Origin of the sequence: Duganella fentianensis (genome assembly GCF_009857835.1) — a bacterium.
Classification (GTDB): Bacteria; Pseudomonadota; Gammaproteobacteria; order Burkholderiales; family Burkholderiaceae_D; genus Rugamonas; species Rugamonas fentianensis.
The window spans coordinates 168,506-184,452 of record NZ_WWCL01000003.1; the positions used below are offsets into that span (position 1 = coordinate 168,506).

20 protein-coding genes are annotated in these 15,947 nt (G+C 60.4%); 2 read left to right on the top strand and 18 right to left on the bottom strand.

Annotated features, from left to right (window positions below; all coding sequences use genetic code 11):
- Window positions 1–21: 21 nt before the first annotated feature.
- Complete coding sequence (locus GTP23_RS13785) at window positions 22–2,007, top strand: DUF885 domain-containing protein (RefSeq protein ID WP_229256106.1); 1,986 nt, start codon at window positions 22–24, stop codon at window positions 2,005–2,007.
- A 119-nt stretch (window positions 2,008–2,126) separates the two neighbouring features.
- Window positions 2,127–2,864, top strand: coding sequence for a coiled-coil domain-containing protein (locus tag GTP23_RS13790; RefSeq protein ID WP_161035717.1), 738 nt, complete (start codon window positions 2,127–2,129; stop codon window positions 2,862–2,864).
- On the opposite strand, the gene tatC is transcribed toward GTP23_RS13790, so the two are convergent.
- The 18 genes from tatC to GTP23_RS13880 form a co-directional block, all read right to left on the bottom strand.
- A complete protein-coding gene (tatC, locus tag GTP23_RS13795) occupies window positions 2,861–3,616 on the bottom strand; it encodes a twin-arginine translocase subunit TatC (RefSeq protein ID WP_155435751.1) in 756 nt (251 codons plus the stop codon). The genes GTP23_RS13790 and tatC overlap by 4 nt on opposite strands.
- Window positions 3,617–4,105: a Sec-independent protein translocase protein TatB gene (gene tatB, locus GTP23_RS13800; protein WP_155435750.1), complete on the bottom strand. Its 489-nt coding sequence runs from the start codon at window positions 4,103–4,105 to the stop codon at window positions 3,617–3,619.
- Window positions 4,106–4,175: 70 nt separating this feature from the next.
- Entirely contained in the window at window positions 4,176–4,418 is a 243-nt protein-coding gene (gene tatA / locus GTP23_RS13805; RefSeq protein WP_161035718.1) for a Sec-independent protein translocase subunit TatA, read from the bottom strand.
- 151 nt (window positions 4,419–4,569) lie between these two features.
- Window positions 4,570–4,941 (bottom strand): histidine triad nucleotide-binding protein, encoded by a 372-nt coding sequence (locus GTP23_RS13810; protein WP_161035719.1) that lies wholly within the window; start codon window positions 4,939–4,941, stop codon window positions 4,570–4,572.
- A gap of 21 nt (window positions 4,942–4,962) precedes the next feature.
- Window positions 4,963–5,301 (bottom strand): phosphoribosyl-ATP diphosphatase, encoded by a 339-nt coding sequence (locus tag GTP23_RS13815; protein WP_155435748.1) that lies wholly within the window; start codon window positions 5,299–5,301, stop codon window positions 4,963–4,965.
- Window positions 5,298–5,759, bottom strand: coding sequence for a phosphoribosyl-AMP cyclohydrolase (hisI, locus tag GTP23_RS13820; RefSeq protein WP_161035720.1), 462 nt, complete (start codon window positions 5,757–5,759; stop codon window positions 5,298–5,300). Before hisI ends, GTP23_RS13815 begins: the two co-directional genes overlap by 4 nt.
- 18 nt (window positions 5,760–5,777) lie before the next feature.
- Window positions 5,778–6,539 (bottom strand): imidazole glycerol phosphate synthase subunit HisF, encoded by a 762-nt coding sequence (gene hisF / locus GTP23_RS13825; RefSeq protein ID WP_155435746.1) that lies wholly within the window; start codon window positions 6,537–6,539, stop codon window positions 5,778–5,780.
- A gap of 4 nt (window positions 6,540–6,543) precedes the next feature.
- A complete protein-coding gene (gene hisA / locus GTP23_RS13830) occupies window positions 6,544–7,332 on the bottom strand; it encodes a 1-(5-phosphoribosyl)-5-[(5-phosphoribosylamino)methylideneamino]imidazole-4-carboxamide isomerase (protein ID WP_155435745.1) in 789 nt (262 codons plus the stop codon).
- Window positions 7,333–7,395: 63 nt separating this feature from the next.
- Window positions 7,396–8,034: an imidazole glycerol phosphate synthase subunit HisH gene (gene hisH / locus GTP23_RS13835; protein WP_161035721.1), complete on the bottom strand. Its 639-nt coding sequence runs from the start codon at window positions 8,032–8,034 to the stop codon at window positions 7,396–7,398.
- A 13-nt stretch (window positions 8,035–8,047) separates the two neighbouring features.
- Complete coding sequence (gene hisB, locus GTP23_RS13840) at window positions 8,048–8,638, bottom strand: imidazoleglycerol-phosphate dehydratase HisB (protein WP_161035722.1); 591 nt, start codon at window positions 8,636–8,638, stop codon at window positions 8,048–8,050.
- A gap of 30 nt (window positions 8,639–8,668) precedes the next feature.
- Complete coding sequence (gene hisC, locus GTP23_RS13845; protein ID WP_161035723.1) at window positions 8,669–9,763, bottom strand: histidinol-phosphate transaminase; 1,095 nt, start codon at window positions 9,761–9,763, stop codon at window positions 8,669–8,671.
- Window positions 9,764–9,781: 18 nt separating this feature from the next.
- A complete protein-coding gene (locus tag GTP23_RS13850) occupies window positions 9,782–10,684 on the bottom strand; it encodes a DNA-methyltransferase (RefSeq protein ID WP_229256107.1) in 903 nt (300 codons plus the stop codon).
- 11 nt (window positions 10,685–10,695) lie between these two features.
- Window positions 10,696–12,012: a histidinol dehydrogenase gene (gene hisD, locus GTP23_RS13855; protein ID WP_161035724.1), complete on the bottom strand. Its 1,317-nt coding sequence runs from the start codon at window positions 12,010–12,012 to the stop codon at window positions 10,696–10,698.
- A gap of 12 nt (window positions 12,013–12,024) precedes the next feature.
- Window positions 12,025–12,687, bottom strand: a complete 663-nt coding sequence (gene hisG / locus GTP23_RS13860; protein WP_155435740.1) for an ATP phosphoribosyltransferase — start codon at window positions 12,685–12,687, stop codon at window positions 12,025–12,027.
- A 20-nt stretch (window positions 12,688–12,707) separates the two neighbouring features.
- Entirely contained in the window at window positions 12,708–13,958 is a 1,251-nt protein-coding gene (gene murA / locus GTP23_RS13865) for a UDP-N-acetylglucosamine 1-carboxyvinyltransferase (RefSeq protein ID WP_161035725.1), read from the bottom strand.
- 2 nt (window positions 13,959–13,960) lie between these two features.
- Window positions 13,961–14,197, bottom strand: coding sequence for a BolA family protein (locus GTP23_RS13870; RefSeq protein ID WP_161035726.1), 237 nt, complete (start codon window positions 14,195–14,197; stop codon window positions 13,961–13,963).
- 56 nt (window positions 14,198–14,253) lie between these two features.
- Window positions 14,254–15,021: an ABC transporter permease gene (locus tag GTP23_RS13875; RefSeq protein ID WP_161035727.1), complete on the bottom strand. Its 768-nt coding sequence runs from the start codon at window positions 15,019–15,021 to the stop codon at window positions 14,254–14,256.
- Window positions 15,018–15,932 (bottom strand): ABC transporter ATP-binding protein, encoded by a 915-nt coding sequence (locus GTP23_RS13880; RefSeq protein WP_161035728.1) that lies wholly within the window; start codon window positions 15,930–15,932, stop codon window positions 15,018–15,020. Before GTP23_RS13880 ends, GTP23_RS13875 begins: the two co-directional genes overlap by 4 nt.
- Window positions 15,933–15,947 lie beyond the last annotated feature (15 nt).

A 15,947-nucleotide genomic window follows, 5' to 3' on the forward strand; every position in this document is an offset into this window, starting at 1 on the left:
AAGATTGCGCTAGCTGTATTGATGACGACGCTCGCCGTCGCACCGGCCAGCGCCAGCAAGCACCACAAGGATACGGAAGAAACCAGCAGCAGTGGCAAGCACCACAAGAGCTCCGGTAAAAGCAGCCATAGCAGCAAAGGCAGCGAAAAAAGCAGCACCAAAAGTAGCAGCAAGAGCGGCAGCAAAAGTAGCAAATCCAGGAGCAGCAAGGACGGCGGCAGCAAAAGTAGCAAGAGCAGCAAACACGGCAAGGATAAACACGCCAGCACCGGCAAGGCGCTGGTAGCAGGTGCCGCCGTTGCCACGCCGGCGACGCTGAAACTGGTGGCGCCGGAAAGCTACCGTGACCGCAACTTCAACAGCCTGAGCAACCAGTTCCTTAACGCGCTCTGGCGTCTGGATTCGGAAAGCGCCGTGTATGCGGGCAAGTACGATACGGCCGCAACGCTGGCCATCCCCGACAAGGCCGGGCAGGCGCGCGCGCTGGCCTTCATCGATGAATGGAAGATGAAGTTCGCCGCCGTCGAAGCCAGCAAGCTGGCGCTCAAGCAGCGCACGGATCTGGCCCTGCTGATGAACAAGCTCGAGAGCGACCGCTTCCGCCTCACCACCCTCAAGGAATGGGAATGGAATCCGGCCAGCTACAACGTGGCCGGCCCTATCGACCTGATCCTCAACACGGAATATGCAGCCCAGCCGCAGCGCCTGCGCACCCTGCTCAAGCGTATCGCCAGCATTCCAGCCTATTACGAAGCGGCGCGTGCCAACATCGTCAACCCCACACGCGAGCATACGCGTCTGGCCATCGCACAGGCGCCCGGCATCCAGACCCTGCTGACGGAAGTGGACAAGGCGGCCCAGGCCTCCATCCTCACGCCGGTGGAAAAGCAGCTGTACACCCAGCGCATCAATGCGGCGCTGACGGCCATCGATGGCTATGTGGCTTTCCTGACCGAGCTGGATAAGCAGTCTGATAACGCGGGTCGCCGCAGCTTCCGTCTGGGTAAGGAACTGTACGAACAGAAGTTTGCCTTCGATATCCAGTCGGCCAGCACCGCCGAGGAAACTTACCAGAAGGCGCTGGCAGCACGGGAAGAGCTGCTGTCGAATATGAGCCGGATTACGGATGAACTGTGGGAACGCTATCTGGGCGCGACACCGCGTCCGGCTGACCGCTATGGCCGCATCGGCATGATGATAGACAAGCTGTCCGAGCGCCATGTCGCGCGCGAAGACTTTGTGAAGGAAATCCGCCGTCAGGTGCCGCTGCTGCAGGACTGGGTGATTAGCCATGATCTGCTGACGCTCGACCCGAGCAAGCCGCTGGAAGTGCGCGCCACGCCCGCCTATGCGGCCGGTGTAGCCGGTGCCAGCATCGATGCGCCTGGCCCGTATCGCCCGCAGGACAAGACCTATTACAACGTCACTCCGCTGGACGGCGCCACGGCAGAACAGGCCGAAAGCAGCCTGCGCGAGTACAACTACTGGATACTGCAGATCCTGAATATCCACGAAGCCATCCCCGGCCATTACGCCCAGCTGGTATATGCCAACCGTTCGCCATCCATCGTCAAATCCATCTTCGGCAATGGCGCCATGGTGGAAGGCTGGGCGGTGTACGGCGAGCGCATGATGCTGGAATCGGGCTATGGCGACAATTCGCCGGAAATGTGGCTGATGTATTCGAAGTGGAACCTGCGCAGCGTGACCAACACCATCCTCGATTACAGCGTGCACGTGCTGGGCATGACGGAACAGCAGGCGCTGGACCTGCTGACCCGTCAGGCTTTCCAGACCCGTAGCGAAGCGGTGGAAAAATGGCATCGCGTGCAGGTCTCGTCGGTGCAGCTGACCAGCTACTTCAGCGGCTACAGCGAAATCATGGAACTGCGCGAGCAGCGCAAGCAGGCGCTCGGCAGCAAGTTCAACCTGAAAGACTTCCACGAGCAGTTCCTCAGCTACGGCAGCGCGCCCGTACGCGTCATCAAAGGGCTGATGAACCAGTAAGCCTGCGGCTGGGTGCGGCACGCTTGCGTGCCGGCAAACACTACCGCCCCTGATTCGATACGATGGGGAACTGGCAGCCGGTATGGCCAGTTCTGCTAGCATGCGATCAGGGAGCGGTGATGAATATGCCCATCCATTTCAATACGCTGGAATATGCGCGCAAGCTGGGTGACGCCGGCGTGCCGCCCGATCAGGCCGAGGCGCAAGCTCAGGCGCTAGCCGAGGTGCTGCACGACGCCACTGTCACGCCCGCCGACCTGCTCCTGCTCAAAACCGATCTGCTGGCGCGCATCGACATCTTGCGCAATGAAATGCTGGCCCAGTTTGGTGCGCTACGCACCGAAATGCAGACACAGATTGCAGCCTTACGTGCTGAAATGCAAGCGGAGATCGCCGCGTTACGCGCTGAAATGCAGGCGGAGATCGCCGCGTTACGTGCTGAAATGCGTGCGGAGATCGCAACTTTACGCGCCGAAATGCGGGCGGAGATCGCGACTTTGCGTGGCGAAATGCTGGCGATGCTAGGCGCGCTGCATAAAGACCTGCAAGGTCAGATCAATGGTCTGCGTGGCGAAGTAGATGGCCTGCGCAATGAGGTGGCCGACCTGCGTAGTCAGATAGATAACCTGCGTAACGAGGTAAATGCGATACGCAGAGAAATGGAGGCCCTGCGCAACGAAATGCATGAACAACTGCATGCGCTGCGGCAGGAAATCAATGGCCAACTGGAAGTGCTTAGCGCACGGACCGAACGCCTCGAACAGCATTCCAAGGTACTTTTCTGGCTGGTCGGCAGCTCGCTGCTGATCAACGCCGTCACCTTGTGCGGCGTTGCGACTCTGCTAGCGAGAACTTAGGCTTTCTCTTCCGGCGCCGTCGACATGCGCACGAACAACGGCGCAACCAGTATGCCCAGTTCGAACAGCAGACACATCGGAATGGCCAGCGAGAACATACTCACCGCATCCGGCGGCGTCACCACGGCGGCAACCGCGAAGGCGCCGACGATGGCATATGGACGGATCTCTTTCAGCTTGGCCACGCTGACCAGTCCCATACGCACCAGGATCACCACCACCACCGGCACTTCGAAGGTCGCGCCAAACGCCAGACACATGGACATGACGAAATCGAGATAGTTTTCGATATCGGGCGTAACGGCAATCGACTGCGGCGAGAACTCGGCAATGAATTTGAATACGCGGCCAAACACGAAGAAGTAGCAGAACGCCACCCCCGCCATGAACAGCGCCGAAGACGAAATCACCAGTGGTGCCACCAGCCGCTTTTCATGCGCATACAAACCCGGCGCGACAAACGCCCAGATCTGGTACAGCACCCACGGCAGGGCCATTACCAAGGCCAGCACCAGCGTCACCTTCATCGGCACCAGAAACGGCGAGGTCACCCCCGTGGCGATCATCTTCGAGCCCACCGGCAGCGAAGCGATCATGGGCGCGGCCAGAATGTCGTAAATGCGGGCCGGACCTGGCCAGATCAGCAGACCGACGCACATCACCACCACACCGATGGTGGCACGCACCAGACGGTCGCGCAGTTCGATCAGGTGAGAGATAAAGGTCTCTTCGCCCGGCTTGGAAGTAGTCATTTAGTAAAACGATGTAGGGGTGTGATTGCGGGGACGGAAGCGTGCCACCCGCGCCGCGCCGGACACCACATGCTGGCGCCCGCCGTGCATCTGCTTGTACCAGCCCGGCACTGCGGCATTGCGCACCAGCTTCTTGCGACGGAACTCGCGCGCCTTGCGCTTCAGGTCCTCGTCGGTGGCGCTGATGATGCGCGTCTCGGCGACCGAGTCCGGCCACATATTCTGTACTTCGGCCACGCTTTCCGCCAGCGAGGCTTCCACGTCCTGCTTGATATTCTGTGCTGCCGTCTGCACTTCTTTCTGCATATTGCGCAGCTCTTCCATCTCGATTTCGCGCGAGACTTCCGATTTGACTTCGCTCAGATAGCGCTGGGCACGGCCATACAGCGTACCCGCCATACGCGCCACCTTGGGCAGCTTTTCCGGTCCGATGACGACCAGCGCCACCACACCGATTACCGCGAGTTTGGTCAGACCAAGATCGATCATAAATATCCGGCATCAGAGCAGGCCATGAGCCAGCCTCCGGCACACCGGAAGCCAGCCCGCAGGCCGGTGCTTACTGCTTGCTCTTTTCCTTGGCTTCGACGTCGATGGTGCTCTTGTCGGCCACCTGCGCCGGAGCGGCAGAGGGTGCAGCGGCTGGAGCAGCCGACTTGTCTTCCTCGCCCTTGATACCGTCCTTGAAGCCTTTCACGGCTTTACCCAGATCGGAACCCACATTACCGAGCTTCTTGGTGCCGAAGATCAGAATTACGACCACCAGCAGAATTGCCCAGTGCAACCAGCTACCTGTACCCATTTCTATTCCCCTTGCAGGACGCGCACGCCCTAAAAAACCGTTGATTCAAAAAACGCCTGCGACAGTATAAGCGAAGCGCCAATGTCATGCATTTGTAATGTTTTCATACAAGCAACTATGAACAAAGACGCGCTTCCGGCCCGCTCTGCGCCTAGCGCTGGCCGCGCCACGGATGCGGCCCGCCGATGATGTGCATGTGCAGATGGTACACCTCCTGCCCGCCATCAGGACCACTGTTAATCAGCGTCTTGTAGCCGGCGCTAGGCGTGCCGTCTGCTGCGTGCTGCACGCCGCAACCGAACTCCGCCGCCAGTTTCGGCGCCAGTGCCAGCATGCGGCCCAGCAGTGGCGCATCCTCCGCCGTACAGGCCGAGAGGGTAGCGTAATGCTTCTTCGGAATCACCAGCAGATGCACCGGGGCAGCCGGGTTGATGTCTTTGAAGGCCTGCAACTCATCATCTTCATAGACTATGGTAGCAGGAATCTTTTTTTCAGCGATTTTGCAAAACAGGCAGTTATCCACAACAGCTCCGGTTAGACAGGTTTATTCCTTGCGTGCCGCTTTTTCCGCCAGACCGGACACGCCTTCGCGCCGCGCCAGTTCATCCAGCACCTGCTGCGGCTTGAGGTCGAACTGGGCCAGCAGTACCAGCGTGTGGAACCACAGATCAGCTACCTCGTACAGCACTTTACCGCTATCGGCGCCAGCGCGCACATCTTTGGCGGCCATTACCGTTTCGGTGGCTTCTTCACCGATTTTTTTGAGGATGGCGTCGTCGCCCTTGGCCAGCAGTTTGGCCGTGTAGGAAGTAGCGGGGTCGCCGCCCTGCGCCGGCTTGCGCGATTCGATAATCTCGGCCAGACGGTCTAGTATGGTGCTCATGGGGTGGTCTTTTTCGGTTTGGCGGCCTGCTCGGCCGCATAGATTTCTGCCGGATCTTTCAGCACCGGCTCGGCCGTCTGCCAGTCGCCTTCCAGCGCATCGCCTTCGAACTTCTGGTAGAAGCACGAGTGGCGGCCCGTATGGCAGGCGATGCCGCCGGCCTGCTCGATTTTCAGCAGCACCACGTCTTCATCGCAGTCGAGGCGGATTTCCAGCACTTTCTGCACGTGGCCGGACTCTTCGCCCTTGTGCCACAGCTTCTTGCGCGAACGGCTCCAGTACACGGCTTCGCCCAGTTCCACCGTGCGTGCCAGTGCTTCGCGATTCATCCAGGCGAACATCAGCACATCGTTGCTGCCCGCTTCCTGGGCGATCACGGGCACCAGACCATGCTCGTCCCAGTGGATTTTTTTCAGCCATTTAGCCTTGGCGAGGCTGCTAGCAGTAGGCGTAGACATCGTGTTTCCTTTAATTCCCTATGCCAGACGCATAGGGATACCCTGCTGCGCCATGAACTGTTTGGCTTCCTGCACCGTGTGCTGGCCATAGTGGAAGATACTGGCAGCCAGCACGGCATCGGCCTTGCCCAGCTTGATGCCGTCGGCCAGATCCTGCAGGCCGCCCACGCCGCCCGAAGCGATCACGGGAATGCTGATGGCATCCGATACACCGCGCGTCAGGCCCAGATCGAAGCCGGACTTGGTACCGTCGCGGTCCATACTGGTCAGCAGGATTTCGCCCGCGCCCAGCTGTTCCATTTTCTTGGCCCATTCGATGGCATCGAGGCCGGTCGCCTTGCGGCCGCCGTGGGTAAACACTTCCCACTTGCCCGGTGCCACCTGCTTGGCGTCGATCGCCACCACGATGCACTGCGAACCGTGCTTGTGCGCGGCGTCGTACACCAGCTGCGGATTGGCCACGGCAGACGAATTCATGCTGACCTTGTCCGCGCCGGCGTTGAGCAGACGGCGCACATCGGCCACTTCGCGCACCCCGCCACCCACGGTGAGGGGAATGAACACTTGCGAAGCCACGGCTTCGATGATGTGCAGGATCAGGCCACGGTTATCGCTGGTGGCGGTAATGTCGAGGAAGGTCAGTTCGTCGGCGCCCTGTTCGTCGTAACGGCGGGCGATTTCCACCGGATCGCCGGCATCGCGCAGCTCGGTGAAATTGACGCCTTTGACGACGCGGCCATCGGTCACGTCGAGGCAGGGAATGATGCGTTTAGCGAGCATAGGTTTATTCGGCTTCGTCGTCGACCAGATCGCCGCTCAGTTCATCGGCACGCACCTGGGCCGTGGCCAGATCGATGGTGCCTTCGTAAATCGAACGGCCGCAGATCACGCCTTCGATACCTTCGTCCTGCACCGCGCACAGGGCTTCCACGTCGGCGATGTTATGCAGACCACCGGAAGCGATCACCGGAATCTTCACCGCCTGGGCCAGCTTGACGGTCGCTTCGATGTTCACGCCGCCCATCATGCCGTCACGGCCGATGTCGGTGTAGATGATAGATTCCACGCCATAGGCTTCGAACTTCTTGGCCAGATCGATGACTTCGTGACCGGACATTTTGCTCCAGCCATCGGTTGCTACCTTGCCGTCCTTGGCATCGAGGCCGACGATGATATGGCCGGGGAAGGCGCCGCAGGCGTCATGCAGGAAGCCCGGTTCTTTCACGGCCGCCGTACCGATGATGACGTAGCTGATGCCGGCATCGAGGTAGCGTTCGATGGTGTCCAGATCACGGATACCGCCGCCCAGCTGCACAGGGATTTCGTCGAGATCGTTCTCTTCGGCGTATTCCTGCACCACTTTGAGGATGGACTTGATGGCCGCTTCGTTCTTCGGCTTGCCGGCAAAGGCGCCGTTCAGATCGACCAGATGCAAACGGCGTGCACCCTGCTTGAGCCAGTGCAGCGCCATGGCAGCAGGTTCTTCGGAGAATACGGTAGCAAGTTCCATATCGCCCTGTTTCAGGCGTACGCAGTGACCGTCTTTCAGGTCGATGGCAGGAATGAGCAGCATGATGATTTGATCAGTAAAGTGAACTGTAAATTGGTGAACGTTAAAGTTTGCACTGGGCCGGAATCAGGGATTCCAGTGGACGAAATTCTTGTACAGCTGCAGACCCGCGGCTGCACTCTTCTCGGGGTGGAACTGGGTCGCAAAAATATTATCACGTGCCACGGCGCAGCTGAACGGCGCACCGTACACGGTCACGCCCACGGTGTGTTCGGCCACACTGGGACGGGCAAAATAGCTATGCACGAAATAGAAATAGCTATTGTCGGGAATCTCCTGCCACATCGGGTGGGCGGCGCTCTGCTGCACCTGATTCCAGCCCATCTGCGGCACTTTGAAGCGCGAACCGTCTTCCTGCAGCATGCCATCGAGCTGGAAGCGTACCACCTCGCCGGGCAGCAGGCCCAGACCGGCAGCATGGCCTTCTTCGCTACGCTCGAACAGCATCTGCTCGCCGATGCATACGCCCATCAGCGGCTTGCTGCGCGAGGCTGCCAGCAAGGCATCCTGCACACCGGATTCGCGCAGGCTGCGCATACAGTCCGGCATGGCGCCCTGGCCGGGCAGGACGATACGGTCGGCACTTTCAATGTCGGCCACCTCGCCCGAAATCACCACATCGGCTTCCGGCGCTACTGCGCGCAAAGCCTGGGCGACCGAGCGCAGATTGCCCATGCCGTAATCCACTACTACGATTTTATTCATGTTGATTGAGCTGTTACAGGCTGCCCTTGGTCGATGGGATGGTGCCGGCAGCACGCGGATCGAGTTCCGATGCCATGCGCAGTGCGCGGCCGAAGGCCTTGAACACGGTTTCGCACTGGTGGTGCGCATTGGTGCCACGCAGATTATCGATGTGCAGGGTCACGCCGGCGTGATTGACGAAGCCGCGGAAGAATTCCAGCGTCAGATCGACATCAAAGGTGCCGATCATCGCGCGGGTGAACGGAATATGGTATTCGATGCCGGGACGGCCCGAGTAATCGAGCACCACGCGCGACAGCGCTTCATCCAGCGGCACATAGGAATGGCCGTAGCGGACGATGCCCTTGCGGTCGCCGATGGCCTTGGCTACTGCCATGCCCAGCGTGATGCCGACGTCTTCCACCGTGTGGTGATTATCGATATGGATATCGCCGGTAGCTTCCACTTCCAGATCGATCAGGCCGTGGCGGGCGATCTGGTCCAGCATATGATCGAGGAAGGGTACGCCGGTATTCAGTTTCTGCTTGCCGGTACCATCAAGATTGAGCGAAACGCGGACTTGCGTCTCGTTGGTGTTGCGGATAATTTCTGCGGTGCGGTTCATGAAAGGCTCGCGATAGCGATGTCGATAACTTCAGGCCGACAGCGATGCAGCAAAGGCATCGAGGAAGGCACGATTTTCTTCCGGCGTACTGACCGTGATACGCAAACAATTGGTCAGCACACCGTGCATTTTACTCACATTTTTAATTAATACCTTGCGAGACAGCAGTTTCGCGTAGGCATCATCGGAATTTGGCACCCGAATCAAGATAAAATTCGCCGCCGACGGGAAAACCTCCACGCCGGGCAGAGCGGCCATAGCGGCTGCCAGATCGGCGCGTGCGGCGCGCAAAGCACTGGCCTGCTGGTTCAGCACCTCCACATGCTCGAGCGCGAATTCGGCCGCAATCTGGGTCAATACGTTGATGTTGTAAGGAGGCCGCACTTTGTCCAGTTCAGCCAGCAGTTGCGGTGCCGCCGACATATAGCCGAGGCGGATACCGGCCAGTCCCAGCTTGGAAACCGTGCGCATCACCACCAGATTCGCGAATTCCGGCAGGCGGCCCATAAAGGTGTCGCTGGCGAACGGCTCGTAGGCTTCATCGACGATGGCCAGACCGAAACCATCGAGCGCCCGGATGATGGTCACTATGTCATCCGCGCCGAACAGGTTGCCGGTCGGGTTATTCGGGTAGGACAGGAACACCAGCGCAGGGCGGTGCTCGGCGATGGCCGCCAGCATGGCGGGCAGGTCCAGCGTCAGGTCGGCCCTGAGCGGCACGCCCACATAATCCATGCCGGCAAACTGGGCCGAGCGCTGGTACATCACGAACGATGGCGTCGGCGCCACCACTACGGCACGCCGGTCCTGCCGGGCGCAGGCCATGCACAGTATCGAGATCAGTTCATCCGAGCCATTACCCAGCATAACGTCGTAGCCGGCCGGTACGCCCAGCGTCGCGCGCACGCGCTGCTTGAGGGTGGCATACGACGCCACAGGGTAGCGATTCAGGCTGGCTTCGGCCAGCCGCGCGCCCAGTTGCTGGCGCAGTGCATGAGGGAGCTCGTAAGGGTTCTCCATCGCATCCAGTTTGATAAAGCCACCGGCATCGGCAACGTGGTAGCTCTGGATGGAGCGCACGTCGGAGCGGATAGTGGTGTTGATCAGGGTGTCGATGGGGGACATCTTGCAAGGGCTCCTTAGCTATGAGTTGGCAGAACTTCGTTTAACGACAGGTTTGCGCGTACGGGGCGCAGATTTTTTCTTGGCAGCGGCGGCCTGCACGGCCACCGGCTCGGGCAGCGCGGTAGAGGTAGTGCTAGCGGCCAGTTCGGCATCGGCTAGCTGCTGTTCGCGTGCCAGCCGGGCGGCGATGATGGCGCAGTAATCGGGATTGAGTTCAAAGCCGACGAAGTGGCGGCCGCAGCGCTTGGCGGCGATCGCCGTGGTGCCGCTGCCCATGAACAGATCGAGTACCACGCCTTCGGGCGGGCAGGAGGCCTTCACCATGCGCTCGATGATTTCCAGCGGCTTCTGGGTTGGATGGTCGGCCCGCTCGGGATGCTCACGGTGCAGGCGCGACACGCTCCACAGGTCTTTCGGGTTGTAGCCCACTTCCAGCCATTTGGCGCCCACGAAGATGGAGCGCGAACGGGCTTTCTTGGTCTCGGCATCGTAGGGAATACGCACGGCATCGAGATCAAAGTAGTAATCCTTGCGCCGCACGAAAAAGCCGATCGTGTCGTGCACCGACGAGAAGCTGCGCACGCTGCCGCCCATGGACGGCACGCGTCTATCCCAGATGATTTCGTTCATCATGGTCATGCGCTGTTTCAGCAGCACGAAGATCTCGGGCGAGAAACGCCACGTGAGGAAGATGTACAGGCTGCCGTTAGGCTTGAGCTTGGGCAGGGCCGCATCGATCCACTGCTCGGTCCAGCGAAGATAGTCTTCCACCGTCTGGCTGTCGGAATCGTTGCCGTAGTCCTTGCCCAGATTGTAGGGCGGGTCGGTCAGAATCAGATCGATAGCACCATCGGGGATGCGCGCCAGCCCTGCTAGCGCATCCTCGCAAAATACCTGATCGATCCAGCCGGCTGCCGTCATGGTGGGGCAGCTTATTTCAGACGCAGTTCGGCGCTGCGGGCGTGCGCCTGCAGGCCTTCGCCGTAGGCCAGTTCGGCCGCTACCTTGCCCAGCGCCTGCGCACCCACTTCGCTGACGTGGATCAGCGAGGAACGCTTCTGGAAGTCGTACACACCGAGTGGCGACGAGAAGCGCGCCGTGCGCGAAGTCGGCAGCACGTGATTCGGGCCGCAGCAGTAGTCGCCCAGCGACTCGGACGAATAACGGCCGAGGAACATGGCGCCCGCGTGGCGGATCTGGTCGGCCCAGCGCTGCGGATCTTCGGCCGAGATTTCGAGGTGTTCTGCCGCGATAGCATTGGCGATGGCGCAGGCTTCGGCCATGTCGGCAACCTTGATCAGCGCACCGCGATCGGTCAGCGAAGTGCGGATCACATCGGCACGTGGCATGGCCGGCAGCAGCTTGTTGATGCTCGCTTCCACCTTGGCGATGTAGTCGGCGTCAGGGCACAGCAGGATGGACTGCGCCAGTTCGTCGTGCTCGGCCTGCGAGAACAGGTCCATCGCTACCCAGTCCGGATCGGTGGTGCCGTCGCAGATGATCAGAATTTCGGAAGGACCGGCAATCATATCGATGCCGACGATGCCGAACACGCGGCGCTTGGCAGCGGCCACATAGGCATTGCCGGGGCCAACGATTTTATCGACCGGGGTAATGGTCTCCGTGCCGTAGGCCAGTGCACCGACAGCCTGTGCGCCGCCGATGGTAATCACGCGAGTGACGCCGGCAATCGCCGCAGCGGCCAGCACCATCTGGTTCTTCACGCCATCCGGCGTCGGCACCACCATGATGATTTCCTGCACACCGGCCACGTGGGCCGGAATCGCATTCATCAGCACCGAGGAAGGATAGGCAGCTTTACCGCCCGGCACGTAGATGCCCACGCGGTCCAGCGGCGTGATCACCTGACCCAGCACCGTGCCATCGGCTTCGGTGTAACGGAAGCCTTGCAGTTCCTGCTTCTGGCGTTCGTGGAAGGCGCGGATGCGCTGCGCTGCCGTTTCCAGTGCGCTGCGCTGGGCAGCAGGAATGGCAGCGAGTGCCGCCTGCAGTTCGGCCGTGCCGATGTCGAAGGCAGCCATACTGGCTGCGCCGCCGTCAGGGATGCGGTCAAAACGGTTGGTGTATTCCAGCACGGCGGCATCGCCGCGCGCTTTCACATCGGCGAGGATGCCGGCGACGGCACGCTCGATGGCTTCATCAGTACTCGCTTCAAATGCCAGCAGGGCATCCAGCGACTTTTTGAAATCAACTTGGCTTGAATCTAGCTTGCTAATCTGAATCGACATGATGGGTTCGCTTTATTTTTTAGAGGCGCGCTCGAAAGCTTCGATGATCGGTTGCAGACGCTCGCGCTTGAGCTTGAGGGCCGCCTGATTCACAATCAGACGCGAGGAAATGTCCATGATGGCTTCCACTTCCTTGAGGTCATTGGCACGCAGCGTATTGCCGGTGCTGACCACGTCGACGATGGCGTCCGACAGGCCGACCAGCGGCGCCAGTTCCATCGAGCCGTACAGCTTGATCAGATCGACGTGCACACCCTTCTTGGCGAAGTGCTCGCGCGCCGTCTGCACGAACTTGGTGGCCACGCGCAGGCGCGCGCCCTGACGCACTGCTGTCTCGTAGTCAAAACCGTTGCGCACGGCCACCGACATGCGGCAGGCGGCGATATTCAGATCGATAGGCTGGTACAGGCCCTCACCACCATGCTCGAGCAGCACGTCCTTGCCGGCCACGCCGAAATCGGCCGCGCCATGCTGCACATAGGTCGGCACATCGGTAGCGCGCACGATGATCACGCGCACGTCGGGATCATTGGTGGACAGAATCAGCTTGCGCGAAGTCTCCGGGTTCTCGGTCACGGTGATGCCTGCTGCTTCCAGCAAGGGCAGGGTGTCCTCGAAAATACGTCCCTTCGACAGCGCCAGTATCAGCTGCGAGTTGGCCTGAAATCCGCTCATGGTTCTTCCTAAATAGGTTCTTATTTGATGCGCTTGATATCCGCGCCTACTGCCGACAGCTTGACTTCCATCTGGTCGTAGCCACGGTCGAGGTGATAGATGCGGTCGATCAGCGTTTCGCCACGCGCGGCCAGCGCTGCAATCACCAGCGAAGCGGAAGCACGCAGGTCGGTCGCCATCACGGGCGCGCCCACCAGCTGCTCCACGCCCTTGATGAAGGCCGTATTGCCGTCGGTCTCGATGGCCGCGCCCAGGCGGTTCATCTCCTGCACGTGCATGAAGCGGTTTTCGAAAATGGTTTCCGTCACGCGGCTGGCGCCGTCGGCGATGGTATTTACCGCCATGAACTGCGCCTGCATATCGGTCGGGAAGCCCGGATATTCGGTGGTGCGGAAAGTGACAGGGTGCGGGCGCTGATCCATCTGCGCACGGATCCAGTTATCGCCGATAGTCAGTTGCAGGCCGATTTCGCGCAGCTTGTCCAGCGCTGCATCCATGATGTCGACGCGGGTATTGCGGATGGTGATGTCGCCACCCGTGGCCGCCACGGCGCACAGGAAGGTGGCCGCTTCGATACGGTCGGAAATCACGGCATGCTTGGCGCCATGCAGTTCGCTTACGCCCTGAATGGTCAGGCGGTTGCTGCCTATGCCTTCGATCTTCGCGCCCATCGCCACTAGCAGGTTGGCGAGGTCGGTCACTTCCGGCTCGCAGGCCGCGTTTTCCAGAATGGTTTCGCCTTCGGCCAGCGTGGCAGCCATCAGCAGGTTTTCCGTACCCGTCACGGTAATCATGTCGGTGACGATGCGCGCGCCTTTCAGCTTGGCGCACTTGGCGTAGATGTAGCCGCCTTCGATGGTGATCTCGGCACCCATGGCCTGCAGGCCCTTGATGTGCTGATCGACCGGACGCGAACCGATGGCGCAGCCGCCCGGCAGCGAGACCTTGGCCGAACCGAAACGGGCCAGCAGCGGGCCCAGTACCAGGATCGAGGCACGCATGGTTTTCACCAGCTCGTACGGTGCTTCCAGCTTGTCGATGGCGCTGCCGTTCAGCGTCACGCGGTCGCCATCCTGCTGCACTTTCAGGCCCGTCTGGCCCAGCAGCTTGAGGATGGTGGCCACGTCGTGCAGATGCGGCACGTTGCTCAGTTCTACGTCACCGGAAGTCAGCAGCCCGGCGCACAGGATAGGCAGGGCAGCGTTCTTGGCGCCGGAAATGGTGATCTCGCCTTGCAGGCGGTTACCGCCTTGAATGAGCAGCTTGTCCATACTTATCCTTGGTATTCTTCAGGGGTCAGGGTTTTCATCGACAGTGCGTGGATTTCTTCACGCATGCGGTCGCCCAGCGCGGCATATACCAGCTGGTGACGCTGCACCATGCGCTTGCCCGCGAAAGCCGGCGAAACGATGATGGCCTGGAAGTGCTGGCCGTCGCCTTCCACTTCCAGATGGGTGCATTCGAGACCGGCGCTCAGGTAGCTATGGATCAGTTCCGGGGTAGTAGTCATGATGGTGTCCTTGTATATGAGGTGCTTATCGCATATGGGCGCGCTTAGTGACGCACTTAGTGGCGCAGTCGGTAGCCGCTTTGCAGCAAACGGATCGCCAGCAAAGCCAGCGCCACGAGGAAGGCCGCGACGATACTCACGCTAATCAGCGGATTCACGTCGGACTGGCCGAAGAAACCGTAACGGAAGCCGTCTATCATGTAGAAGAACGGATTCAGGTGCGACACCGTGAGCCAGAACGGTGGCAGCGAATGGATGGAATAGAACACGCCGGAGAGGAAAGTCAGCGGCATGATCAGGAAGTTCTGGAAGGCGGCCAGCTGGTCGAATTTCTCCGCCCAGATACCGGCGATCAGGCCCATGGTGCCGAGAATGGCAGCACCGAGCAGGGCAAACACGATGATCCACAGCGGCGCCGTGAACGACAGGTGGGCGAACCACGCCGTCACGATGAACACGCCGGCACCGACCACGATGCCGCGCACCATGGCCGCGATCACATAGGCCGAGAAGATTTCCCAGTGCGACAGAGGCGTCAGCAGCACGAACACCAGATTGCCCGTGATCTTGGACTGGATCAGCGACGACGAGGCATTGGCAAACGCGTTCTGCAGCACGCTCATCATCACCAGCCCCGGAATCAGGAAGGCGGTGTAACTGACGTCGCTGTACACCGTCACGCGGCCTTCCAGCACATGGCCGAAGATCAGCAGGTACAGCATGGCCGTCAGGATAGGCGCGGCGATGGTCTGGGTGGCCACCTTCCAGAAACGCAGGGTCTCCTTGTACACCAGGGTGCGGAACCCGATCGACATCAAACTCATACGCTCCCCTTGTCCATAATCTGCAGGAAGATGTCTTCCAGATCGGCCTGCTGCAGCTGCATTTCATCGATATGCACACCGGTCTCGCGCAGGCGCGCAAGGATAGGTTCGACTTCCGCATAATCGTTGATACGCAGGCTGTACTTGCGGCCCTCGTCGGTCAGGTCAGGATGGCTGACCAGATGGCGCAGATCGGCCGGCAGTTCGCCTTCGCGCAGATTGAGCACCAGCTGCGAACCGGAGATGCGGCGGATCAGTGCTGCCATGCTATCGAGCGCCACCACCTTGCCCAGTTTGAGCATGGCCACGCGCTTGCACATGGCTTGCGCCTCTTCCAGATAGTGGGTGGTCAGCACCACCGTGTGGCCTTCGCGGTTCAGCCGCGTGATGAACTGCCACAGGGTCTGGCGCAGTTCCACGTCGACACCGGCGGTCGGCTCGTCGAGCACGATCACGGGCGGCTTGTGCACCAGCGCCTGCGCCACCAGCACGCGGCGCTTCATGCCGCCGGACAGGGCGCGCATATTGGTATCGGCCTTGTTGGTCAGATCGAGGTTGTGCATTACCTCGTCGATCCACGCATCGTTATTGGGCAGGCCGAAATAGCCGGACTGCAGGCGCAGCGTTTCGCGCACCGTGAAGAAGGGATCGAACACCAGTTCCTGCGGCACCACGCCCAGCTTCTTGCGCGCGGCACGGAAGTCGCCCGTCACATCGTGGCCGTGGATGGTGACCTTGCCCGCATCGGGGCGGATCAGACCGGCAATAATGGAAATCAGTGTGGTTTTACCGGCACCGTTAGGGCCTAACAGACCGAAAAATTCGCCCTCTTCTATCGTCAGGGACACGCCACCTAGTGCCTGGAGCGACTTGTAGCGCTTCTCGACATTCGTTATTTGGATCGCTGTCATGCTTGGTTTATTCGT